Annotated in this window: 18 protein-coding genes and 1 tRNA gene; 10 read left to right on the top strand and 9 right to left on the bottom strand. The window is 46.0% G+C overall.

The features are described 5' to 3' along the window. Window positions 1–56 precede the first annotated feature (56 nt). Complete coding sequence (locus tag GK108_RS23685; RefSeq protein WP_163954121.1) at window positions 57–1,292, bottom strand: proline dehydrogenase family protein; 1,236 nt, start codon at window positions 1,290–1,292, stop codon at window positions 57–59. Window positions 1,293–1,565: 273 nt separating this feature from the next. On the opposite strand from GK108_RS23685, the gene GK108_RS23680 reads away from it, so the two are divergent. Then, on the top strand, window positions 1,566–2,669 hold the full coding sequence (locus GK108_RS23680) for a chorismate mutase (RefSeq protein WP_163953850.1): 1,104 nt from the start codon (window positions 1,566–1,568) through the stop codon (window positions 2,667–2,669). 54 nt (window positions 2,670–2,723) lie between these two features. Here GK108_RS23680 and GK108_RS23675 read toward each other — a convergent pair whose 3' ends face one another. The 4 genes from GK108_RS23675 to GK108_RS23660 all read right to left on the bottom strand — a co-directional run bounded on the left by GK108_RS23675 (window position 2,724) and on the right by GK108_RS23660 (window position 9,521). After that, window positions 2,724–3,674, bottom strand: a complete 951-nt coding sequence (locus tag GK108_RS23675) for a DUF4249 domain-containing protein (protein WP_163953848.1) — start codon at window positions 3,672–3,674, stop codon at window positions 2,724–2,726. Then, on the bottom strand, window positions 3,674–6,100 hold the full coding sequence (locus tag GK108_RS23670) for a TonB-dependent receptor (protein ID WP_163953847.1): 2,427 nt from the start codon (window positions 6,098–6,100) through the stop codon (window positions 3,674–3,676). Before GK108_RS23670 ends, GK108_RS23675 begins: the two co-directional genes overlap by 1 nt. 72 nt (window positions 6,101–6,172) lie before the next feature. Further along, window positions 6,173–7,102 carry a DUF4249 domain-containing protein gene (locus GK108_RS23665; RefSeq protein ID WP_163953844.1) on the bottom strand — a complete coding sequence of 310 codons (930 nt, stop codon included), beginning with the start codon at window positions 7,100–7,102 and terminating at the stop codon, window positions 6,173–6,175. A 13-nt stretch (window positions 7,103–7,115) separates the two neighbouring features. Continuing rightward, window positions 7,116–9,521 (bottom strand): TonB-dependent receptor, encoded by a 2,406-nt coding sequence (locus GK108_RS23660; RefSeq protein ID WP_163953842.1) that lies wholly within the window; start codon window positions 9,519–9,521, stop codon window positions 7,116–7,118. Between the two features lie 237 nt (window positions 9,522–9,758). On the opposite strand from GK108_RS23660, the gene GK108_RS23655 reads away from it, so the two are divergent. The 5 genes from GK108_RS23655 to GK108_RS23635 all read left to right on the top strand — a co-directional run bounded on the left by GK108_RS23655 (window position 9,759) and on the right by GK108_RS23635 (window position 16,008). Then, window positions 9,759–11,093 (top strand): NAD(P)/FAD-dependent oxidoreductase, encoded by a 1,335-nt coding sequence (locus tag GK108_RS23655; RefSeq protein ID WP_163953839.1) that lies wholly within the window; start codon window positions 9,759–9,761, stop codon window positions 11,091–11,093. 281 nt (window positions 11,094–11,374) lie between these two features. After that, window positions 11,375–13,528 (top strand): S46 family peptidase, encoded by a 2,154-nt coding sequence (locus GK108_RS23650; protein ID WP_163953837.1) that lies wholly within the window; start codon window positions 11,375–11,377, stop codon window positions 13,526–13,528. 218 nt (window positions 13,529–13,746) lie between these two features. Continuing rightward, window positions 13,747–14,304 (top strand): RNA polymerase sigma factor, encoded by a 558-nt coding sequence (locus GK108_RS23645; RefSeq protein WP_163953835.1) that lies wholly within the window; start codon window positions 13,747–13,749, stop codon window positions 14,302–14,304. Between the two features lie 14 nt (window positions 14,305–14,318). After that, entirely contained in the window at window positions 14,319–14,972 is a 654-nt protein-coding gene (locus tag GK108_RS23640; RefSeq protein ID WP_163954120.1) for a hypothetical protein, read from the top strand. Then, window positions 14,956–16,008, top strand: coding sequence for a DUF4097 family beta strand repeat-containing protein (locus GK108_RS23635; RefSeq protein WP_163953833.1), 1,053 nt, complete (start codon window positions 14,956–14,958; stop codon window positions 16,006–16,008). The genes GK108_RS23640 and GK108_RS23635 overlap by 17 nt, the downstream gene beginning before the upstream one ends. On the opposite strand, the gene GK108_RS23630 is transcribed toward GK108_RS23635, so the two are convergent. Both GK108_RS23630 and tpiA read right to left on the bottom strand, forming a co-directional pair. Continuing rightward, window positions 16,001–16,531, bottom strand: coding sequence for a cupin domain-containing protein (locus GK108_RS23630; RefSeq protein ID WP_163953831.1), 531 nt, complete (start codon window positions 16,529–16,531; stop codon window positions 16,001–16,003). The two genes, GK108_RS23635 and GK108_RS23630, sit on opposite strands and share 8 nt — an antisense overlap. A 71-nt stretch (window positions 16,532–16,602) precedes the next feature. Beyond that, on the bottom strand, window positions 16,603–17,367 hold the full coding sequence (gene tpiA / locus GK108_RS23625; RefSeq protein WP_163953830.1) for a triose-phosphate isomerase: 765 nt from the start codon (window positions 17,365–17,367) through the stop codon (window positions 16,603–16,605). 237 nt (window positions 17,368–17,604) lie between these two features. Between tpiA and GK108_RS23620 the strand changes: the two genes are divergently transcribed. Further along, window positions 17,605–18,870, top strand: a complete 1,266-nt coding sequence (locus GK108_RS23620; RefSeq protein ID WP_163953827.1) for an aspartyl protease family protein — start codon at window positions 17,605–17,607, stop codon at window positions 18,868–18,870. Here the strand turns inward: GK108_RS23620 and GK108_RS23615 are convergent. Together GK108_RS23615 and GK108_RS23610 are read right to left on the bottom strand one after the other, a co-directional pair. After that, complete coding sequence (locus GK108_RS23615) at window positions 18,836–19,906, bottom strand: sensor histidine kinase (protein WP_163953825.1); 1,071 nt, start codon at window positions 19,904–19,906, stop codon at window positions 18,836–18,838. The genes GK108_RS23620 and GK108_RS23615 overlap by 35 nt on opposite strands. A 66-nt stretch (window positions 19,907–19,972) precedes the next feature. Further along, on the bottom strand, window positions 19,973–20,680 hold the full coding sequence (locus GK108_RS23610) for a response regulator transcription factor (RefSeq protein WP_163953823.1): 708 nt from the start codon (window positions 20,678–20,680) through the stop codon (window positions 19,973–19,975). A gap of 261 nt (window positions 20,681–20,941) precedes the next feature. On the opposite strand from GK108_RS23610, the gene GK108_RS23605 reads away from it, so the two are divergent. The 3 genes from GK108_RS23605 to GK108_RS23595 form a co-directional block, all read left to right on the top strand. After that, window positions 20,942–22,093, top strand: coding sequence for an AI-2E family transporter (locus tag GK108_RS23605; protein WP_163953821.1), 1,152 nt, complete (start codon window positions 20,942–20,944; stop codon window positions 22,091–22,093). A 69-nt stretch (window positions 22,094–22,162) separates the two neighbouring features. After that, window positions 22,163–22,234, top strand: a tRNA-Arg gene (locus tag GK108_RS23600). A 202-nt stretch (window positions 22,235–22,436) separates the two neighbouring features. Then, on the top strand, window positions 22,437–22,874 hold a 438-nt coding region (locus GK108_RS23595), incomplete at its 3' end, for an Arm DNA-binding domain-containing protein (RefSeq protein ID WP_246225124.1).

Raw genomic sequence — 22,874 nt, 5'->3', positions numbered from 1 at the left:
GATTGCTACTGTGCCGTTATAAAACCAGGAAAGCCTGGCAAACACCATGCAAATCACTATTTACAGCCTTTCCGACGCTTCAGCTCATCGCTCACCAGCACAAATTCCCGGCTGCTTTGTCCAGCAATCGATTTATTTTCTTCCGCCCGCCGAAATAGATAAGGCATTACCGCTTCTACGGGCCCATAAGGGACGTATTTGGCTACATTATAGCCCGAATTAGCCAGATTATAAGAGATGTTATCGCTCATTCCGAGTAATTGGGCAAAATAAATATGTGGATCAGCCGATTCGATTCCTAACATCTTCATCTTCTGAACACAGTATTGGCAGCTGTATTCATTGTGTGTGCCCAGACAGAACGATACTACGTCTCTGTTTTCCAGACAAAAATCAATAGCAGCATTGAAGTCACGATCTGTATCTTCTTTAGTTGCCTGAATTGGGTCCTGATATTCTTCTTCGTGAGAACGTAATCGTTCTTTCTCCAAATAAGCACCACGTACCAGCTTAACACCGATAAAATAGCCTTTTGCGTGGGCCTCATTAACATCCCGGTGCAGGCGATCCAGGCTTTCCCATCGATACATCTGATACGTATTATACACAACAGGCCGCTCGTGATTATAGCGATCCATCATTTCGTAAGCCAACGTATCAATCGTATCCTGAATCCAGCTTTCTTCAGCGTCAATAAAGATCCGAACATTACGTTCATAAGCTCGACGGCACAGCATATCGACGCGCTTCAAAACCCGATCAAACTGCGCTTTTTGCTCTTTATTAAGTGAATCTCCTATCTGAACTGCTTCTAAAAGCTCAGTCGACGCTAGGCCAGTGACCTTAAAAACAGAAAATGGAATATCGTCAGACTCACTGGCTCGCTCAATGGTTCGAAGGATTTCCTGCGCTGTTTCGTCGAAACTTTTCTCTGAACCTTCTCCTTCAACTGAATAGTCCAGGATTGTTCCAATGTGAACAGTATGAAGTTCTTGGATGGTTTTTTCAGAATCCCGTATACTCTCTCCCCCACAGAATTGTTCAAAAATTGTGTTTTTTATGAGGAATTTAATGGGAAGATGAAGTCGAAGGGCAATCTTTATGAAAAAAGTACCTAAATTTACCAGCCATCCTCTATTCATCAACGCAAATAACCAGTAAGTCTTTCTGAGTTTGGCATTCGACTGGGAAGAAAAAGCAATCGAAGTGTCCTCGAAAGAGACAGGCTTTTTATCGTTCTTGCGATCTTCGGCCTGGAATGAGCCTTTGAACCGTTCAACGGTCTCCGGCATTACATTACTTCGGTTTGACATATCAGTGCTCCGTTCTGACGGTGCTGCATGTATAGCATAGGTTCGTGTCGGCTAACACGACCGAAATATATAACGAAATTTCGGTCAATAGGTTAAAAATGCCGAGGCAACCTACGTAACAAACTATATTAGTTTTAGACAAATGAAGGAACTAGCTTGACATACAGCTGGTTCCTTCTGCAAATATACCATAAATTTGCATCGAAAGTTCCCCATAGAGTAAAGGTGTTACTCGCAGATTAAGCGTATAGTATGAAAGTAGAATTAGCCGTAGAGCCGCTTGGATCGTGGATTGAGACCAACGGCAAGCCTCTGATCATCGCTGGCCCATGCAGCGCCGAGACGGAAGATCAGTTAGTAGAGACTGCCCGCCAGTTAAAAGAACTGGACGCAGTACATGTTATTCGGGCTGGCGTTTGGAAGCCCCGTACCCGCCCAGGTAGCTTTGAAGGCATGGGAGAAGCCGCTTTGCCATGGCTTCAGCGGGCAAAAGCAGAAACGGGTTTGCCGTTTGCCGTTGAAGTTGCGACCCCAGAGCATATTGAGTTAGCCCTGAAATATGGCGTTGATATTCTATGGATTGGTGCACGTACGACTGTAAACCCATTTAACGTACAGGAAATTGCGGATGCTCTGCGGGGGGTTGATGTACCAGTTCTGGTCAAAAACCCAGTTAACCCAGATTTAGCGTTATGGGTGGGTGCTTTCGAGCGGCTTGCTGGTGCTGGCATTAACAAACTGGGTGCTATCCACCGTGGGTTTGCTACGGGCGAAGCAAGCAAGTACCGTAACGTACCAATGTGGCAGATGGCCATTGAGTTGAAATCAATTTTCCCTCAATTGCCAATCATCGGTGACCCGAGCCATATGGCCGGAAAACGGGCTTACCTGAATGAGCTGGCTCAAATGGCAATGGACCTCAACTACGACGGTCTGATTGTTGAATCGCACATTGATCCTGATAAAGCATGGAGTGATGCGGCTCAACAGCTGACGCCTGCGGCTTTCGGAGAAATGCTCGATCATCTGGAAATCCGCCAGGTGGAATCGCAAAATTTAGAATTTCAAGGCTTTACCGAACAATCGCGACGTAGCATTGATAACGTAGACCGTCAGATTGTCGAAATGCTGGCTGCTCGTATGGCACTGGTTGAACGGCTTGCTGAATACAAGCGCGACAACAACGTAACGTTATTCCAACCTGAGCGTTGGAAAGAAATCCTGCAAACACGTACGGAATTGGGTAAAAAATTAGGCTTGTATCCTGAACTAGTGGAAGAGATCTACAAGATTATCCACATGGAATCAATTCGGAAGCAAACCGAAATTATCCACAATACCGCACAGAGCGCATAGAGTCTATTGACACAAAAAATACGAGTCCGATTGGCAATGCCAATCGGACTCGCTTCATTTTATATACATAGTAAAGACGGTCCGATTATACCCGGCAAAGCATCCTAATCCATTCTGTATATTGCTGGGTATAATAACCGGCTCAGCAAATGGATTATCCCTGGTTCGGTTTTGTTTCTCGACCGCGTCGTGGTATAGATAGTAATTTTCGTCAACGTTAAGCAGATAAGCCTCCAGCTTTCCAGAGGGAGGAGTCGACTTCCAGGATCCCTCAAAATACGTATATTCATTTGGTGCCAGGCGTATACGAGACGATATCATCTCTTGTCCATCTCGATTTTCATCGGTTAATAACGAGCCGTTATTCGGAGACCAGCTACCCGCCATAAAAACAGTTGTATCTCGGATAGGAACATTGGGAGAAGGCTGGAAGACATAACGTCGGACGTATTCATTAGTGCCTGCTACCCGATAAAAATTAGGCTCGCCGGGTACATCGTTCCAACGTAGCCGAGCATAATAACTCTTTCTTGAAGCACCATATTCAGTAGCCACAGCCGTATCAATCAATACTTGCTGTACGTAAACAGAACCAGGAATTGTACAGGTACTGGAAACCCGGCGACCATCTGGTACACTCGCCGTTAAGGTGTATGTTCTGTTGACCACAATGGGCAACTCACTCGCGCTAGCCTTATAGATCGTAGAAAAACCGCTATACGAAGTCTCTCTTGTTGGGCGTAGAACAATTGATCGGGTACCATCCGACAACGTAACGGTGGCGTTAGTTATGTCGGGATTATTGGCATCATTGGTTCCGAGCACAGGGCTGGAGAAAGACACACGGGCAGCCAATACGGTATCCTGCGGAGAAATAAAACAGGCTATAACCAGTCGTTCAGGCTGCTGTGTAATTCCTTTCGGCTCCACTTCCTGACGTAAACTACCACAACCAGTCAGCAAACAAATACAGGCTATGTATAAAAGTGTGTTGAATTTCATCATCAGAATTTGAAATTGTAGCTAATAGAAGGAACAACGGGAAACACTGAATAACGGAATAGCGCCGTACGACTTGGCTGATTTTGCCCCTGACTGACCGACTGGAGTTGATAAAAGAAAGGATTCCGACGATTATAGGCATTGTAAAGACTGATTTCCCACGTCCGTTCGTGGTGTTTTTTCTGTTTGTGAAATTGAATAGCCACATCAAACCGATGGTAAGCCTCCGCCCGAAAGCTATTCTTCTGCTGGCTGTAATCGCTGGCAGTCTGCCCATAATCGAACAATGGAGCAATAAGAGACGGAACTCCATTTGAACCATATATCGTTTGCAGACCAGGCGCATGTTGATAGGCGCGATAATTTGCCACAGGTACCGTAAGTGCATTCCCCGTACCATAGACCCACGTTCCCGACAACGTAACACGTTTACTGAGTTCATAAATACCCACAACTGAAATATCATGCCGACGATCGTAGCGAGGGAAGAAGGGTTTGCCCTGATTAAGATCCGGAAACTGCCATTGAGTCCAGGAAAGCGTATACCCTAACCAGCCCGATAAACGCCCTGTCTTACGCTGGAAAAGAACTTCAGCGCCGTAGCTCCACCCTTTTCCAGCCGTTACGTTGTCTTCCCAACGAACTCGCTCGGCTGACGTTGGATCATCGATAAGCAGAAAACTAGCTCCTTCTTTGTAGTTGATAATGTTCTGCATGGTTTTATAATACCCTTCCACTGTGAGCGCATAGCCTTTCCCCAGTGCGAAGTTGTCCGAGAAATCTTTCGCAATCCCCACGGCTACCTGCCGCGATTGTTGTGGTGCAATCCGATCAGTAGTAGGAACCCATAAATCAGTAGGTAAACCAATACCCGTGTTTGACAGCAGATGAACGTACTGATTCATCGTTGCATAGGATGCTTTCGCCGACAAGCTGGGCCGCAGCTGATACGAAGCAGACAGACGAGGTTCGGGACGGACGTAGCGTGCTGAGCCTTGTGTAAACAGGCTTACCCGTAAGCCTCCATTCACCCGCCACCGTTCGTTGGGCCGCCACGTGTCTTCTGCGTAAACACCCGCTTCAACAGCATTAATGGCATCAACATCGCGCCGGAATTCATTGATAAAACTATTCTGCACGACTATGGCACTGGGAGTAAACCGATGAAAAACGGCCTGAGTCCCGAAACGTAGCGAATGTTGTGGCGTAAGGTAGTAATCGAAATCAAGTTTGGCCGACAGGTCGCGGATTCCTGATGAGTAACGTAACGACGTAGTGAGCGTATCGGAACTACGATCGTCCGATGAAATAGAAAAGTCGTAGTTACTGTAAATGAGCGATAAATTTGAGAACAGTTTTTGGTTGAACAGATGGTTCCAGCGTAACGTACCCGTAGCGTTTCCCCAGCCAATACCTACATCAGAGCCAGCTTCGTTTTCTTGTGCATAGAAACGATCCCGGCCAAAATAGCCGCTCAGATACACTTTGTTCTTTGGGCCAAAATCGTAGTTTGCTTTGGCGTTAAAATCATAGAAATAATAACCAGCTTTCGTTCTTCCATTGCTTTCAGAGGCAATGATTGGCGCTGCTATCACATCCAGATACGTCCGTCGACCCGACAATAAAAAGCTTCCCCTTTTATTTTTCGTAAAAGGGCCTTCGAGCGTCAGTCGACTTGCAATCAGGCCAATCCCACCTTCGCCATGAAGTTTCTCCCGATTTCCATCTTTCATGTTCAGCTCAATCACCGACGATAGCCGCCCACCGTAGCGAGCCGGAAACCCTCCTTTGGTTAGCTCAACACTTTTCAGGGCGTCGCCATTAAACACCGAAAAGAAACCAAACAGGTGATTGGCATTGTAAACAGTGGCTTCGTCCAGAATAATCAGGTTCTGATCCGGGCCACCACCGCGAACGTAAATTCCCGTCTGCCCTTCCGAACCTTTCTGAACGCCGGGCATGAGTTGCAATACTTTCAGTACGTCCTTTTCGCCGAGAAAAGCAGGAATTTTCTTGATCTGAGCGACAGGTACGTCAATACGACTCATTTGCGGACTCTCACTCACTTTTTCTTCCGTTCGACTGGCTTTTACTTCTACCTCCGACAGAGCCCTGCCGGGGGTAAGCAACATGTCTAGATTACTGTTTCTACGCAAGCTAACGGTACGTATTACACTTTCGTAGCCTACAAATGAATAAGCCAGTCGTATGCTGTCCTGTTCCGGTAAGGAGATCGAGTAAAAACCGTATGTGTTAGTCGTAGTTCCTGTAGACGTACCGGGCAGATACACGTTGACGCCAATCAAGGCTTCCTGGCTGCCCATTTCGCGAACATAGCCACTGATTGTAAATCGATTAGGCGAATTTTGTGCCAACGTATCATAGCTGATAAGCAGACTACACAGAAAAATAGGAAGAAGTAGATGCATAAAAGGGTCTATAAGTAACCATTATAGACCCTAACGTTAGGTTCATCGTTGTGATATGCTCCGGCTGTTAATTTACCTTAAAACCAAATTCTTGCTGGCAGTATTATAGCCAGCAAAGCATCCTAAACCGCCCTGTATATTGCTGGGTATGATGACCGGTTCAGCAAATGGATTGTTACGTACCCGTCGCTGACGTACCACTGCCGACCAAAACTGATAATAGGTCTGCTCTACGTTCAGCAGATTGACTGTTACGCTTGCCTTCTGGTAGCGGTACATAAATGGTAACCCAGGATTTAGATTCGATCCATTCAGATAGGCCCTACCAGAAATCATCTCGGTTCCATCCAGATCCGTATCCACAAACAGACCACGATTATCATCATCGAACGATAAATACGCAAAGTCACTGGTTGTTAAGCTGCTCGTGTCTTTTGGGCACGTAGCGCAATCCGCTGTAAACCAAAAAACGCCCGTTGTCTGGTAATAATTCGGTCGACCGGCCTCATCCCGCCAGCGAGCCCGTACGAAGTAACGCTGGCTGTTTCCCGATTGCAATGAATCGAACGTAACGCCGGTCAGGTTGACTGCTCCCGGAATTGTACAGGTACTGGTAGCACGCTCACCCTGCGGAGTCACTACAGTTAATGTGTAGGTTCGGCCAACAATAATCGGCATTGCTGATGCTCTGATATTATAATAAGGCCGAAGGCTTTGCGGACGCGTAGTATTATCATAAGTCAAAACCGCAGACCGGCTTCCATCCGACAACGTAACGGTTGCATCCACTACGTTACGACTGCTGACGGTCTGTAGTTCATCTTCCAAAACAGACTGGGAACGCGTCACCTTTACAGCCAGTACCGTATCCTGGGGCGACAAATAACAGGTCACCACCAACTGGTCACGTTCGCCAATTAACGTACCCGGACTGACTTCATTACGTAGGCTACCGCAACTCATTAGCAACAACGATAGCAAGGCACAAAGCACGAACTTCATAACAAAACAGCCTTTAGAAGGTAAAATTATAGCTTACGGAGGGCACGATCGGAAAAACAGAGTAACGGAAAAGGCCAATCCGTTCGGGTTGGTTGGTATCCCGCTCCAGCTTGTAGAAATAAGGATTCCGGCGGTTGTAGAGATTATAAACGCTCACCTCCCAGGTTCGTTCATGATGTTTTTTTTGCTTATGAAACTGAATACTTAGATCGAATCGATGATACGCTTCGGCTCGAAAGCTATTTTTCTCGGCACCATAGTTATCCACAGTACGATTATTCTGAAAATAGCTGGCAACCCCTCCAATACGATCATACAGTAAACTGCCGCCGGGCGGATAAACATCGTATCGGGATACAGGGACCGTCAGCGCATTGCCAGTGCCGTAGACCCACGTTGCCGACAACGTAATACGCTTGTTTAGCTCGTAAATACCAACCAGCGAAATGTCGTGCCGACGGTCGTAGCGAGGGTAGAAAGGACGACCGTTGTTCAATTCAGCAAACTGCCATTGGGTCCATGAGAGCGTGTAGCCTGCCCAACCCGAAAAGCGGCCAACTTTCTTTTGCAGTAAAAACTCCGCTCCATACGACCAGCCTTTGCCCGATGTAATATTATCTTCCCATCGAACGCTGTTGGCCGACGTAGGATCGTTGATAAGTAAAAAGCTTGCTCCTTCCTTATAGTTGATAATATTGTTCATGCGTTTGTAATAGCCTTCCACCGTCAGGGTCAACCCGTTCGTAAACAGGCTTTGTCCGTTGAAGTCTTTGGCAATGCCAACTGCTACCTGTTCTGACTGCTGCGGCTTCACCCGATCGGTGGTTGGTACCCATAAATCGGTCGGCAGGCCAATACCCGTGTTACTGAGCAGATGTATGTACTGATTCATAAGCGCATACGAGGCTTTTACAGACAGGTCGGGTTTTAGCGTATAAGCCACCGATAAACGAGGTTCTGGCCTTACGTAGCTGATTTCCTTTTGCTGAAAAAGACTTACCCGGACTCCCCCATTTAGTCGTAGCCGACTGGATGGCCGCCAGGTGTCTTCGGCATAAATACCTGATTCAAGCACATCTATATTGCTCACGGTACTCCGGTACTGGTTGATAGCTGCGTTTTGAAGCACAACAGCGCTGGGCGTAAACCGATGGTACGTACTCTGAACGCCAACGCGGACCGAATGATCGGGAGCCGGATAGTAATCGACATCATACTTTACCGACACATCGCGTATGCCCGAATTGTACTGAAGCGAATAGAGTTGATTATCGGTCGTTCCCCGTTCTGCCGAGCCAATCTGAAACTTATAGTTACTGAAAATCAGCGACAGATTTGAAAACAGTTTCTGACTGAACAAGTGATTCCAACGTAACGTAGCGGTTGCATTTCCCCAGCTTAGATCCGTATCCGTATCATTAGTCTTATCACGAGCATGAAATTTATCTCGCCCAAAATAGCCGCTTAGATATACCTTATCTTTTTCGCCAAGGTCATAGTTTGCCTTGGCATTCAGGTCGTAGAAATAGTACCCGATTTGGCTCTGCCCCCGCGTTTCGGCATTGACGAGCGGAGCCGCCAGAATATCCAGATACGTCCGTCGGCCCGAGATCAGAAAAGAACTCTTGCGATTTTTTGTTAGAGGCCCTTCCAAAGTGAGTCGCGATGCAATCAGACCAATTCCCCCTTCGCCATGCAATTTCTCCCGGTTACCATCTTTCAGGTTCATCTCAATAACGGACGAAAGCCGACCACCAAACCGGGCCGGAAATCCGCCTTTGATAAGCTCGACACTTTTAATGGCATCGCCATTGAAGACCGAGAAAAACCCGAATAAATGGCTGGCGTTATACACGACGGCATCGTCCAGGATAATTAGGTTCTGGTCAGGACCACCACCCCGCACATAAATCCCCGTCTGTCCTTCAGACCCTTTCTGAATACCCGGCATCAGTTGAAGAACTTTCAATACGTCTTTTTCCCCCAAAAAAGCTGGCACCTTCTTAATCTGACGAATGGGTATGTCGATGGTGCTCATCTGAACACTTTCGCTCACTTTTTCGCCTTTTGCACTTGCTTTAATAGCTACTTCTTCCAACAGATTGCCGGGCGTTAGTACTACGTTACGTGTCTGATCCTGACGTAGCTGACTACTGATCTCGACGGTCGCGTAGCCCACAAACGAATAGGCCAATCGTATGCTATCCTGCTCAGGTAAGGAAATCGAATAAAAGCCGTATGTATTGGTTGTAGTGCCGGTAGACGTCCCCGGAACATACACATTAACCCCAATTAAGGCTTCCTGACTGCCGGTTTCGCGCACGTAACCGCTGATCGTAACACGATTAGCCTGTCGCTGTGCCTGCAAACGGTATCCGATAAGCAACAAGAGAAGGGAAAAGTATAGCTTTAATCGCATGTAAAATAGAGAAGAAACAAACCGATTTAAACTGAAAGCAGAACGAATAACGTTGGTTTGAATCGTGATCAAAGAGGTTTTCTAATTAACCCTTCGTCAACAGGAAATCGTATATCGGGCCTGTAAATTAATAGTCTACATATTTTGTTATACAGGTAGAGCTGACTAAACAAAACACCTGATTACAAGGTAATACAACCACTGGTGTCTTTGCAGTTAAAAACTTCATAACAGACCATGCTTCAGTTCGATAAACTTTCGCTCAATATACCCGAAACTACCAAACCTCGCGTCGTTATCATCGGCGGTGGTTTTGGTGGTATGAATCTGGCCAAGCATCTCCGCGATGCTAACGTTCAGGTCGTTTTATTCGATAAACAAAACTACAACGGATTTTGGCCCCTACTCTATCAGGTAGCCACCGCAGGCTTAGAACCCGATGCCATTGCCGAGCCATTCCGCAAAATGTTTGACGGGCATACCGACTTTCATTATCGGATGGTCCGGGTCAACCACATTGACCCTGCCACCAAAACGGTGTCAACGATGATTGGCGACCTTCACTACGATTATCTGGTCATTGCTACAGGCTCAAAAACCAACTTTTTCGGTAATGAACAAATCCAGAAGTACGCCTTCCCGCTCAAAACCATTCCCGAAGCACTTAACGTTCGCAGTCAATTTCTGCAATGCTTTGAGCAGGCTAGCGTTACCACCGATCCGGCCGAACGCCAGAGTCTGTTAACGTTTGTCATTGCGGGAGCAGGCCCAACCGGTGTAGAAATGGCCGGGTCGCTAGCCGAAATGCGTAAGCACGTATTACCGAACGATTACCCAGGCCTGGATTTCACCCAGATGAAAATCTACATCGTAGAGGGTCTCGGAAAGGTACTACCACCTATGTCGGACGAAGCAGGCCAGAAAGCACAACGTTACCTGGAAGACCTTGGTGTTATTATCAAGCTCAATACGTTGGTCGAATCCTACGACGGAGAAACCGTTACGTTCAAAGGAGGTGAGCAAATCAGAACGCAAACCTTGGTTTGGGGCGCTGGCGTAACTGGCGCGCTGTTGGATGGTCTGCCTGCCGAATCGATAGAAAAAGGCCGGATTCTGGTAGACCCGATCAACCGTGTGCAAGGCTTAACCGATGTCTTTGCCATTGGCGATATTGCCTTTATGAAGCTGGAAAAGTATCCAAAGGGGCACCCTGGCGTTGCTCAACCGGCTATTCAACAAGGTGTTCATCTGGCCAGGAATCTCCGTAAACTCATGCGCAATGAACCGACAGAGCCATTCGACTATTTCGATAAAGGGTCGTTGGCCATTGTCGGTCGTAGCCGTGCCGTAGCCGATCTGCCCGGTAACGTTCATCTGGGAGGCTTTATAGCCTGGATGGCGTGGCTTTTCGTTCATATCTGGTATCTGGTCGGCTTTCGGAGCAAACTGATCGTGTTCAGTAACTGGATGTACCGACTGTTTACCTATCAACGAGGTACTCGAATCATCATCCGCCCATTCATTCGGAAAGACGATAAAGTGGGGCATGAAATGATGGTAAAGAATGAATAAAGCCCGTCGGTTCTTTTAAATGATACGTAGTACGCTTTCACCGTGCTACGTATCATCGCTATTTTTAATAGAAGTAAACAGGTTTTGCCCATTCAGGCAGCAGACCAATTCTAGCCAGAGTTTATCAGACGTAGCACCCTGTAAAACCCCATGTTCTGGTCTAAACAACTCTTCTACTAATTCTGATACGATCAAAAAATGCACTGTAGTTAACAGGAGAGGATAAAACGTTTGGCCTAAATTGACGTTTTATTGAGTAACAGCACTTTCAAACTCTCCGAATGTACCGTTTTAAGCTCCGTTCTACTCTACGTGTAGGGGTGTTATTTGTTACACTCGCTACACCTATATATGCCCAAATTAATGCATCAAATCAGTCGGATAGCGCCAAAGGCGGTCCGCTGGATTTGGGAAAGATGTGGACCTTTGATCAGCCACCAAAAGAGTTTTTCAGTCAAACCTATAATTTCAAGCCTGACGAAAAATGGTTCGATGAAGCCCGCTTGGCATCGCTACGTTTCGCGGATTATTGTTCCGCTTCGTTTGTGTCGTCCAATGGGTTGGTAATGACAAACCACCATTGCGCCCGTGAGTCGGGAACGGGTGTAACCCGCAAAGGCGAAGACCTCAACGCCACCGGCTTCTTTGCCAAAACCCAGGCAGAAGAGCGCAAGGTAGACGGCTTGTTCGTTGATCAGCTGGTAAAAATCGAAGACATTACGCAACGAGTTCAGGAAGCCATGAATGGCGTAGGCTCTGAGCAGGCGCAGTTGCAGGCTCGTGAACAGGCGTTTACGACCATAAAGCAGGAATATAGTACCAAACAAGGCTGGCAGGGCCTGGAATTACAGACCATTACGTTCTACGATGGTGGCCGCTATTCTATTTACGGTTTTAAGCGGTACACCGACGTACGACTCGTCTTTATGCCGGAGCTTCAGCTTGGCTTTTTCGGTGGTGACTACGACAACTTCACCTATCCTCGTTACGCACTCGATTGTTCTTTTTTCCGGGTTTACGATAACGGCAAACCGTTACAAACAGCTCATTTTTTCAAATTTAACCCGAATGGAATCCGCGATGGCGAACCAATTTTTGTGATTGGTAATCCAGGTCATACGGAACGGCTGAAAACGGTAGCGGAGCTGGAATTCGACCGTGATCAGCAAATTCCAGCCATGATTCAGATGCTACGTAATCGCGTCGCCGTGCTGCAATCGTACAATGCAACAGCTAAGAGTGACAGTGTGCTGAATGAGATTTTTAGCTACCAAAACAGTATCAAAGCCTATAGCGGTCAGCTCGCGGGATTACGCGATGCTAGTTTACTGGCTCGTAAAGCCAACTTCGAACAGCAGTTTCAGGCAGCAGCAAAAACCAAAAAACTTTCAGCCGATCAACTAAAAACCTGGGACGAGATCGCGACAAACACCGCTCAATTGCGAAGCCTTTTCAGAGACGCCAACTATCTGGGGCCAAGTGAGCGAACAATGGGCGAATTATTGACCTTTGCTAATATTGTTACGCAATTCGGCCAACTGATAAGCACTCGACCACAAGATGCCGAAAGCGCCCGCTCCCTTGTTGTGTCGCCCGCCATTAAAAGTATGCAACTGGAAGAAGGCTATCTGGCAGCTCATCTGGCAGAAGCCCAGATCGGTTTGGGAAACGACGATCCATACGTAAAAACAGCCTTGTTGGGTACCGATGGTAAGCTTCAAACTCCCAAACAAGCCGCTGCTTATCTGATCAGAAAAACCAGGCTGAACGATCCTGCATTCATCAAAGAGCTAACGACCCGCCCTGGAGCCATTACATCGTCCGACGACCCGCTCCTTGTTTTAGCCCGTATTGGATTTCCGCGCTACGTAACGGCAGCCCGACAAGCCCGACAACTCTCCCAACGTCAGGAGGTGTTACGTGGTCAGCTAGGCCGAATGCTGTACGATGTATATGGCCCGGCTGTTCCGCCCGACGCTACGTTCTCGCTACGTATCAACGACGGGGTTGTAAAAAGCTATGATTATAACGGCACCAAAGCGCCCATCATCACTACGTTTGCGGGACTTTATGACCGGAACTATTCATTTGCCGACAAGGCTCCCTGGAACTTGCCCGCTCGATGGAAAAACCCACCGGCCGACCTGTTAAAGCAACCCATGTGCTTTATTTCTACCAATGATATCATCGGAGGAAACTCGGGAAGTCCAATGATCAACAAAAACCGCGAAGCCGTTGGGCTGGCTTTTGATGGAAACATGGAGAGCCTGCCCGGCGAGTTTATTTTTGTTCCTGATGCCAACCGCACGATTTCGGTTCATACGGGTGGTATCATTGCCGCTATGCGCTATATTTATAAAGCGGACCGGCTCATAACTGAACTAACTGGCTCTCCATCAAACGCAACGAATAGCAACAAGGCAACAAAAAAATAAAAAGACGTACTAAGGCCAGGTTTTACATAAAACCTGGCCTTAGTACGTCTTTTTGACCATATTAGCCTTAGAAAACGGGCCTGTAATCGAAATTATTGTAGAATTCAGCGCATCTATTTACTGTAGATGCATATTTTTTTAGAAGCACGTGCAACATCCGTCGTTTTCGTCTGTCTTTCTATCGATTACAACCTAAACAACACAATACGCTGGAGCTGTTGGAACGAAAAACATACCCGGACCGCCATGCTGACCTGGTCAAACGCTGCCAACAGGGCGAGCGACGGGCGCAGTATGAGCTTTATCAGCAATACGTTAAAGCAATGTATAACGTGTGTCTTCGTATTCTGAACCACGAAGCCGAGGCTGAAGACGTATTGCAGGAAGCTTTTATGGACGCTTTTAGCCACATTGGTTCATTTCGGGGCCAAAGCACGTTTGGGGCGTGGCTAAAACAAATTGTCGTAAACCGGGCTATTAATCATTTGCGCAGTCGTCGTCTCGAATTAGTTGATCTGGAGTCGAATCGATTTGGTGAAGACGATGGCCCTGATTTGGCCGATACAGAGCCTTATGATGAAGATGGAACACAGCTTGAAGTAGAACGCGTAAAACGAGCCATGCAGCTTTTGCCTGAAGGATACCGGGTAGTCTTGTCGCTGTATTTATTTGAGGGGTATGATCATGAGGAGATAGGGAACATATTAAGTATTAGCGAGACAACATCCAGAACCCAGTATTTACGTGGTAAAAAACGGTTGTTAGAACTTTTGTAACAACAAAACCAATGATGAGAAAAGATAATTTAGAACGCTTTATCCGCGACAATCGCGAGGCCTTTGACGACAAGGAGCCCCCCGTTGATTTGTGGCAGAAATTAGAAGCAGGACTGGCTAAGCAGCACCCTGATTCGGCCGCAACCCAGTCAGGTTTCGGCGAATCAAGTCTAGCTGATGACTACAGGCCAGTAAATGGCTCACCGTTTAAAGAAGTACACAAACATTCGTCCAAAACTGGCGGCCGGCAAATCGGCTGGCCTAATCTGGACTGGCGAGTAGCGGCTTCCGTTGCGCTATTGATCCTGGCTGGTGGCTTTTTCTATATGAATCACCAGTATGGCGTTACGCAACAGCCCGAAATTGTGGCAGCAGCCCCCAGCTACGCTAAGGAAGTAGTGCAATACACCCGGCTGATCGACGAGAAACGTAGTGAATTAAAGCAAATGACTGAAGACAATCCGGCTCTGTATCAGGAATTTGCTACGGATTTAAACCGGCTCGAACATTCGTATCAGTCATTGAAATCCGACTTACCCCGGAATCCCAATCAGGAGATGTTGATTCAGGCGATGATTCAAAACTTGCAACTTCAAATCAACCTGCTTAACGAACAGTTGCGTGTTATTCAGCGCATTAAACAGCAAACTAATGAGAACCCTGTGTAGTATACTGCTTTGCCTCGTCCCGCTGTTAACGTGGGCCAAGGACCCAATCGAGTCGAGTGCGATTGAACGGAAGAAAACGATTATCAAATTGTTTGATGTTGACCCTAAAGACAACCTTGTTGTTGATAACCAATATGGTAAAGTAAGCGTTGGCCTCTGGGATAAAAGTGAAATCCGGGTTCAGATCACCATCGTAGCGAACTCCGACTCCGACGAACGCGTACAACGTTTTCTGGACGCTGTTTCGATTGAAGAAAAACGTTCAGGTAATCAGATTACGGTACGTACTAATTTTAGCATGAACAACCTTTCTAACTGGGGTATAAATAGTTGGAAAAGTAACAACGACCGTAACTACGTAAAAATCAATTACGACGTAATGATGCCAAAACAGAATGCACTAACGCTTCGAAATAAGTTTGGCAATACCGACATACCCGAATTTCATGCGCCGTTGAACGTTCATTCCCGTTATGGCAACTTCAGCGCGGGGCAGCTTTCTGGTCGTCAGAATGATATTGACGTAGCTTATGGTAAAGCCGACATCCGAACGATCGATCGTGGTAAACTGGATATCGCCTACGCCAGTCTTGAGCTGGAACGTGCCAATGTCCTTTTGCTCAGTAATAAATTTGGTAAGATGAACATTGGCGATGTTGGCAAACTAGAAGCTGACATCAATTACTCAGGTGCTAAAATTGGTACGTTGCATGAATCGGGAAAAATCAAGCTCGACTTTTCAGGCGGTTTCCGAATCGATCAGTTAACTAAAAACGTCGATAACGTCGATATTCAGGCCAACTACTCCTCCGTTGCCTTACCGCTTGAGGGAAGCAACAACTGCGATTTCGACGTAACGGTTAGCTATGGTAGTTTCAACTATTCATCGGCTCAATCGCTTCATTTTACGAGCCAGCCCGAAGAGAAAAGCAGTAGCGGTCCCCGCCTGACGAAACAATACGTTGGTAAAATTGGCAGCGGCTCAGGTACCAAAGTACGAGTGGTATCCAAGTTTGGTAACGTCAACTTTAAATAGCCTGAACCGCCGGGCGGCCCGGCGGTTCAGACAAAGTTTCGATAATAGTTTTATGCTGTGGGTATTGTCGGAGAAGCGTATCACGATCGGCCATTTCAAAATCAGCAAAATCAAAACCCGGAGCAACCGTACAGCCAACTAGCGAAAACGAACTGCCTTGGGCAGGCTTGGACCCAAACCAGCACCCCGCTGGCACAACAGCCTGAAATACTTCTCCCCTATCAGGGTTATTACCGAGTTTTATTATCGTCAGCTCACCCTCCTGCGTTATAACAAAAACGTCTAGCGGCCCGCCGGTATAGAAATGCCATAGTTCATCGGCCTGAATCCGGTGTAATGCTGAAATATGATGGCTCTCTAACAGAAAATAAATCGCCGTTCCAAACACCCGATCCCCGCTAAAGCGATTCGGCAGAGCCGAATGAGCGATATGTTCTGTGGAACGATATGTTTCGACAAAATACCCTCCTTCTGGGTGAGGCTGCATGTTTAGAGCCTGAACGTAATAAGCTGCGTCTTTCACAATCAATGGTATTCATAGAGAAGGTCGGCCGTTTGACAGCCGACCTTCTGTTATTTTATCATATCGACACACTACTGCCGGGCTTTGATAACGTTCGTAAACTCCCGGGACTTCAACGAAGCGCCACCGATTAGTCCACCGTCTACGTCTGGCTGGGCAAATAACTCAGCGGCATTTTTCTCATTCGCGCTACCACCATACAGAATCGTAGTGTCCTGCGCTACTACGTCGCCATATTGACTGGCAATGTGCTGGCGTAACTCAAAATGCATATCCTGAGCCTGTGCCGACGAAGCTGTCAGACCAGTTCCGATAGCCCAGATTGGTTCATACGCAATAACAACATTAGCGAACGATTCTGCCGATAAATGGAACAAACTCTCGGTGATCTGATCTTTTACGAAACCAATGTAATCACCATTCTCGCGCAAATCGCGCGATTCGCCACAGCAGAAGATTGGCTTCAGACCATTGTCAAGGGCAATGTTTACTTTCTCAGCAAGTTGTGCATTTGTTTCGCCAAAGTATTGCCGCCGTTCGCTATGACCAAGAATAACGTAATCAACGCCTATTGACTGGATCATTGGCGCCGAGATTTCACCCGTATAAGCACCCGACGCTTTTTCGTGACAGTTTTGTGCGCCAATAGAAATTTTGCCTCCTACGGGAACATACTGACGGAAAGCCGACAGATAGATAGAAGGAGGACAAAGAACGACCTCAACATCGCCCGTAATCTCATCGTTAACCATATTGACAACTTCTGAAAGCAAGGCTTGTGCTTCTTCAGAAGTCTTATTCATTTTCCAGTTGCCAGCAACAATCTTCTTACGCATAATTCGATAAATAATGTGCTAATAATCAAGCGTTATGAATTAATAGAACACAGACAATGTTCATAAATCACGGCGAAATTAGGGCTTTCCGCCGAACGCTTCATTCGATCAAAGCTTAAATTTTACCAATACTCCGGAATAAATAAATGACCGTTTGTTAACTCGATAAACTGTTGTCTTATTTTTTGTGTTATTCAAGCAAAAAATACGTAATTTCAATGTTATAAACACATCTACATGAAAGCGGTGGTTTTGGCAATCGGAATGCTTTGCGCCTGTTTGGTTGCCTGGGGTGATGATCACCACCAGCGCACGCCTGACCGGGACCGATACGGCTTTTTTATAGCTGCAAACCGAACCTGGACACGAATTCCGTTTCAGCTCCACTCCAATCTGATTATTGTGCCCGTACGGATCAACGATTCGGACACCCTACAGTTTATTCTGGATACTGGCGTCAGCAACACCATCATTACAGACCCCAGCGTTTTTAAGAAGCAACCGCTTACCCTAGCCCGCAAAGTAAAACTAAATGGAGCCGGAGAAGGTAACAATCTAACGGCTTCGATTGCTATTAATAACCACATGAGCATGGGTGGGTTGCGGGCATCTCATCATAATTTGGTTTTACTGGATGAAGACATCTTGAAATTGTCGGAGTTTGTAGGTACACCCGTTCACGGTATTTTCGGCTACGAAATATTCGCCAACTTCGTTGTCAACATTGATTTCCAGCGCCGGGAAATTCTGATTATGCAACCGAAAAAGTATCGCTACAAAAAGCGTAAAGGCGACCGATACCCCATAACAATTCAGGACACCAAAGCATATACCGATGCTATATCTGTGTTTGACGGTGAAAAATCGACACCACTACGTGTCGTTTTAGATACGGGCGCTGGCCATGCTCTCCTGCTTGATCGTTCACGCAGCACAACGGCCATGCCGCTTCCGGCTAAAGTTGTCCGGGCCCAACTGGGGCGTGGGCTGAATGGCGTCATCAACGGTAGCCTTGGCCGCATTCAGAAAATACGTTTTGGCCGCTACGAAATGGATAATATTCTGGCCTCGTTTCCTGATAGTGCCGCGTTTGGTATGAAGCTAATCGACATGCCAGAACGGCAAGGGAATGTTGGCTGTGAACTGCTACGTCGTTTTAACGTAACGTTTAATTATCCTGAGCAATACATTGTCATGAAACCAGTGAAGCGACTGATGCGCGAAACATTTGAGCATGACATGAGCGGCATGGAGCTTCGCGCCAAAGGCGAACACTTTAAAAATTACTACGTGGCTAAGGTAATCGATGGTTCTCCAGCAGCTCTGGCTGGCTTGCAGGAAGGCGATGAGCTGATGTTTATCAACAATAATGCCGTCAATAGCCTAACAATCAGCGACATTTACAAAACACTCCAGAAAGGAGAAGGGAAAGAGGTATCGTTGCTAGTGCGTCGAAACGGAGAAATTATCATTGCACATTTTGTTTTGAAGCGGCTAATTTAAGCTCCTCCATTCGTTCGAGTTTGAACCGGAACGTAGTGCCTTTATCGATTTTGCTCATAACCGTAATTTTGGCTTTATGAGCATTGAGGATGTGTTTAACAATAGCCAACCCCAGGCCCGTACCTCCTCGATCTTTCGAACGACTTTTCTCTACCCGATAAAATCGTTCAAAAATTCGGCTCAAATGTTCCGGCGGAATGCCAGGGCCATCGTCTTTCACCGCAACGAGAACATGTTTTTTATCCTCTTCAAGGCTCACTAAAACTTTGCCGTTCTCATTACCATATTTGATAGCGTTCTCAATCAGATTGGTCATAACCTGATTAATACGTTGTAAATCGGCCTTCACCCAAATAGGACCAGGCCTATCGACCCGAAGTTTGAGAAACGTACGTTTAGCTGAGGCTATTTTTTCCAGTTGCTCGAATATTTCATGAACAACCTGAGCCAGATCAACCCGTTCAAAACTCATCTTAACTTCACCTGTTTCCAGTTGCGACAAAGCGACCAGATCCTTTACCAGCGCATCGAGTCCATCAAGGCTTTTAGCTGCTTTAGATAAAAACTTATCTCTAACGTGCTCGTCATCAATAGCGCCGTCAATGAGCGTGTGAATAAAGCCCTGAGCGGCAAAAATCGGGGTTTTCAATTCGTGCGATACGTCGGCCAGAAACTCACGACGAAACTGTTCCAATCGTTTCAGCTCATCGATCTCTTTCTGTTTTTTGGCTACGTAGACAAATATCTCGTCATTCAGCTTTTTGAATGGATTGGTATTCTTGATGATCGTTTTGCGCGATATGGCAAAATCACGAATTTTCAGCTGATGAATTGTTTTATACATCTTATTGACTTCCCGAAAAACAAGCAGTTCAATAGCGTATAAGACCAGAAAAAACGAGATAACGAACGACGAAACCCCCACCACAAAAAGCATATTGCTGGTTACGCCCTCCACAAACGTCAGAAACGCCAATGTCAGCGCTGAAATCAGCGAAGCCAGCAATAGAGCAATAAAACGGGGACTAAGCGACATGAGACAAAGATAAAAAGAGCGAAAGAGTAAATATGATTAGCCATTCGCTCTTCCGCTCTTCATTCACTATTCTGGCTGGTCGGTGAACATATACCCAACGCCTTTGAGTGTTCGTATATGTGTATCGCCAATTTTTTCGCGGAGCTTACGGATATGAACGTCTACGGTACGTTCAAGTACATAGATATCAGCGCCCCATATTTTCTGGAGCAGTTCCTCACGGCTAAACACCTTGTTGGGGTGTTGGGCCAGAAAGAACAAAAGTTCGAATTCCTTTTTCGGCAAGATTACCGACTTATCGTCCTGAGTAACCGAATAGTTTTTCCGATTAATAGTCAGATCAACGATGTTTATCTGTTCACCCGGATCGGCTTTTTGAGCTTCCCGACGAAACAGCGCATTGATACGACTCATCAGAGCGCGTGGCTTTATCGGTTTGGTGATGTAATCATCAGCCCCAACATCAAAAGCCGCCACTTCAGAATATTCTTCTGAACGCGCCGTCAGATAAAGAATGTATGTTTGTCTTAATTCCGGAATATCGCGCAGTTGCCGACCAGCCTCAATGCCATCCATATGGGGCATCATAATATCGAGCATAACCAGCTCAGGCAGATAGGAACGGGCGATTTCAACGGCTTTACGGCCATCGGTAGCCGTACGAACATCATACCCTTCTTTTGTAAGATTGTACTCAAGCATCTCGACAATGTCGGCGTCGTCGTCGACGACTAAGATGCGATGTAGTGGTTGAGCAGCTTTAGCAGCACTCATGAGAAGCAAAGTTGGTGAAACAGCCTGATTTTCTGTTAGGCCGCTCGAAGTTACGCGGCTTATCCCTAACGTTACGCCTAAAGAATGCATACTTAACAAAAATTTAACAGTCAATCAAGCGATTCCAGCCTTAGCTATCATCTGGTATATAGGCTGTTACGTTAATCTAATTACTATCAAACCTGCGAAATTGAGTATTATTATTAAGTAAATTAAGAATGATCATAACGATTGAGCCGTAAATAGTGTTTATCCTGCATTATGGATACTCGTGCCCGGGAAGTCAAGCTTCCATCATACGCTAAAATAACCTGCGTACTGCTTTCAATAGTCATTATCGTCTACGGCCTTCACGCCCTGGAAGGAATACTGATCCCATTAGTTTTTGCCATACTTTTCTCGGTTTTACTTTTTCCATTAGCACGACGACTTGAGAACTGGCGGGTGCCACGTATACTAGCCGTTATACTTTGTTTGATCCTGACGTTAGCCGTTATAGTAGGTATTCTATATGCTGTTTCAATGCAGATCAGCAGTTTTGCCGAAGTTATTCCGCAATTGATTAAACGTGGTAATGAGTATCTAAACCAACTCCAAACGTATGCCGACGAACGTTTGAATATCGACCGTCAGCGTCAGGTGGCCGAAGTGCGCAAATACCTTAATGAAGCGTTATCGGCAGGAGGTAGCATATTAACCACCACATTATTGGCCACTACCAGTACGTTAACGGATGTGTTTCTGGTGCTTTTATTTATTTTCTTTTTTCTACTCTATCGCGATTTTTTCCGGTCGTTTTTCTATAAAGCTTTTCACGGTACGCGCCGATCAAAGATCGATGCAGTAATGGAAGGAATTTATAACGTAGTGAAAGACTATCTGGCGGGACTAGTGTTGGTGATCCTGATTATCGGTACCTTGATGACCGTCGGTCTGCTAATCTTAGGCATTGACTACGCCATTTTCTTTGGTTTTTTTGGCGCCTGCTTAGTACTGATACCCTATTTCGGAATTTCATTAGGCTCCTTACTTCCGGCTGCGTATGCGCTCGTTACGCAAGACAATCCGCTAAAGGCGCTGGGCGTTATTGGTGTCTTCTTATTCGTTCAAACGCTGGAGGGTAACTTTATCACACCCTACATTGTAGGTTCGAAGGTCAGTATCAATCCTTTAGCAGCTATTATCGTTTTGATTCTTTGGGAAAATGTCTGGGGATTTCCAGGATTGGTTTTAGCCTTACCAATGACAGCTATTATAAAAGTTGTATTTGATGCCGTCGAATCCCTACAACCATATGGTTTTCTGATCGGTGAAGCCGAAAAACCACGCCCACCCATCAAAAACTTTCAGCAGTTAGCTGACCATCTCCCTAAACGGGCAAAAAAAATCGGGGATATTGACGAGAAGGGCTAAGTATCTGTATTTCTCTTGCATCTTTTAACAACAATCTGCTATATTTGCACTCCCAAATTTGGGTTGATCGCTCCCGTAGTTCAATGGATAGAATTATGGTTTCCGGTACCATCGATAGGGGTTCGAATCCCTTCGGGAGCACAGATAGTACAATTTCAAAGCCTTGCAATTCTCTGATTTGTAAGGCTTTTTTACTTATAATCAATCTGTTAAGGATTATTTGATTAGTACGTTATAGTCCGCAATAATCCTATCTTATTCGTCCCGTGTGATACAATTTTGATACAGGACGTTGCCACAATAAGGGAATGTAGGTTTGTGTCGTATTTAACACTACAGCACAATGACAATTGTAAAAGTAAGCTATAAGGCTGTGTACAATCGACGCAAACAATTAGATCGTAATGGTAAAGCTTCTGTTCTTATCGAAGCTTATCAAAACGGGAAACGTCGATACCTTAAAACAGGCATTCATCTAAGCCCTAATGAATGGGATGAACGAACAAAGGAAGTCAAGAAACGGCCTGAGTTAAATCGCCTAATACGTAACAAGATCGATGAATTAGAACGTTTTGAGCTTACATTTTCGGGTACTCATAACCGCCCATTTCGATTAATCGATTTTGATTTAGTTAATCCAACGAAGGAAGATAACCCTAAAAAACCAGGTTCGTTTACTGCTTTCGCATTAGAGCACATACAACGAGATCATGCCAACAAAAGCATAGGGCGTGTAACATTTGGCCGATATAACAGAGTGATGAAATTGAGATGGTCCAGA

Origin of the sequence: Spirosoma terrae (assembly GCF_010435915.1) — a bacterium.
GTDB classification, from domain to species: Bacteria; Bacteroidota; Bacteroidia; order Cytophagales; family Spirosomataceae; genus Spirosoma; species Spirosoma terrae.
This window is presented reverse-complemented; position numbering and strand designations above follow the sequence as displayed.

What these genes read in the sequence shown, in the direction of transcription:
- GK108_RS23680 (WP_163953850.1), top strand. Translation starts at nt 1,566, where the DNA reads ATGAAAGTAGAATTAGCCGTAGAGCCGCTTGGATCGTGGATTGAGACC.
- GK108_RS23685 (WP_163954121.1), bottom strand. Translation starts at nt 1,292, where the DNA reads ATGCCGGAGACCGTTGAACGGTTCAAAGGCTCATTCCAGGCCGAAGAT.
- GK108_RS23635 (WP_163953833.1), top strand. Translation starts at nt 14,956, where the DNA reads ATGAGAACCCTGTGTAGTATACTGCTTTGCCTCGTCCCGCTGTTAACG.
- tpiA (WP_163953830.1), bottom strand. Translation starts at nt 17,367, where the DNA reads ATGCGTAAGAAGATTGTTGCTGGCAACTGGAAAATGAATAAGACTTCT.
- GK108_RS23670 (WP_163953847.1), bottom strand. Translation starts at nt 6,100, where the DNA reads ATGCATCTACTTCTTCCTATTTTTCTGTGTAGTCTGCTTATCAGCTAT.
- GK108_RS23605 (WP_163953821.1), top strand. Translation starts at nt 20,942, where the DNA reads ATGGATACTCGTGCCCGGGAAGTCAAGCTTCCATCATACGCTAAAATA.
- GK108_RS23675 (WP_163953848.1), bottom strand. Translation starts at nt 3,674, where the DNA reads ATGATGAAATTCAACACACTTTTATACATAGCCTGTATTTGTTTGCTG.
- GK108_RS23650 (WP_163953837.1), top strand. Translation starts at nt 11,375, where the DNA reads ATGTACCGTTTTAAGCTCCGTTCTACTCTACGTGTAGGGGTGTTATTT.
- GK108_RS23620 (WP_163953827.1), top strand. Translation starts at nt 17,605, where the DNA reads ATGAAAGCGGTGGTTTTGGCAATCGGAATGCTTTGCGCCTGTTTGGTT.
- GK108_RS23660 (WP_163953842.1), bottom strand. Translation starts at nt 9,521, where the DNA reads ATGCGATTAAAGCTATACTTTTCCCTTCTCTTGTTGCTTATCGGATAC.
- GK108_RS23610 (WP_163953823.1), bottom strand. Translation starts at nt 20,680, where the DNA reads ATGAGTGCTGCTAAAGCTGCTCAACCACTACATCGCATCTTAGTCGTC.
- GK108_RS23665 (WP_163953844.1), bottom strand. Translation starts at nt 7,102, where the DNA reads ATGAAGTTCGTGCTTTGTGCCTTGCTATCGTTGTTGCTAATGAGTTGC.
- GK108_RS23655 (WP_163953839.1), top strand. Translation starts at nt 9,759, where the DNA reads ATGCTTCAGTTCGATAAACTTTCGCTCAATATACCCGAAACTACCAAA.
- GK108_RS23615 (WP_163953825.1), bottom strand. Translation starts at nt 19,906, where the DNA reads ATGTCGCTTAGTCCCCGTTTTATTGCTCTATTGCTGGCTTCGCTGATT.
- GK108_RS23640 (WP_163954120.1), top strand. Translation starts at nt 14,319, where the DNA reads ATGAGAAAAGATAATTTAGAACGCTTTATCCGCGACAATCGCGAGGCC.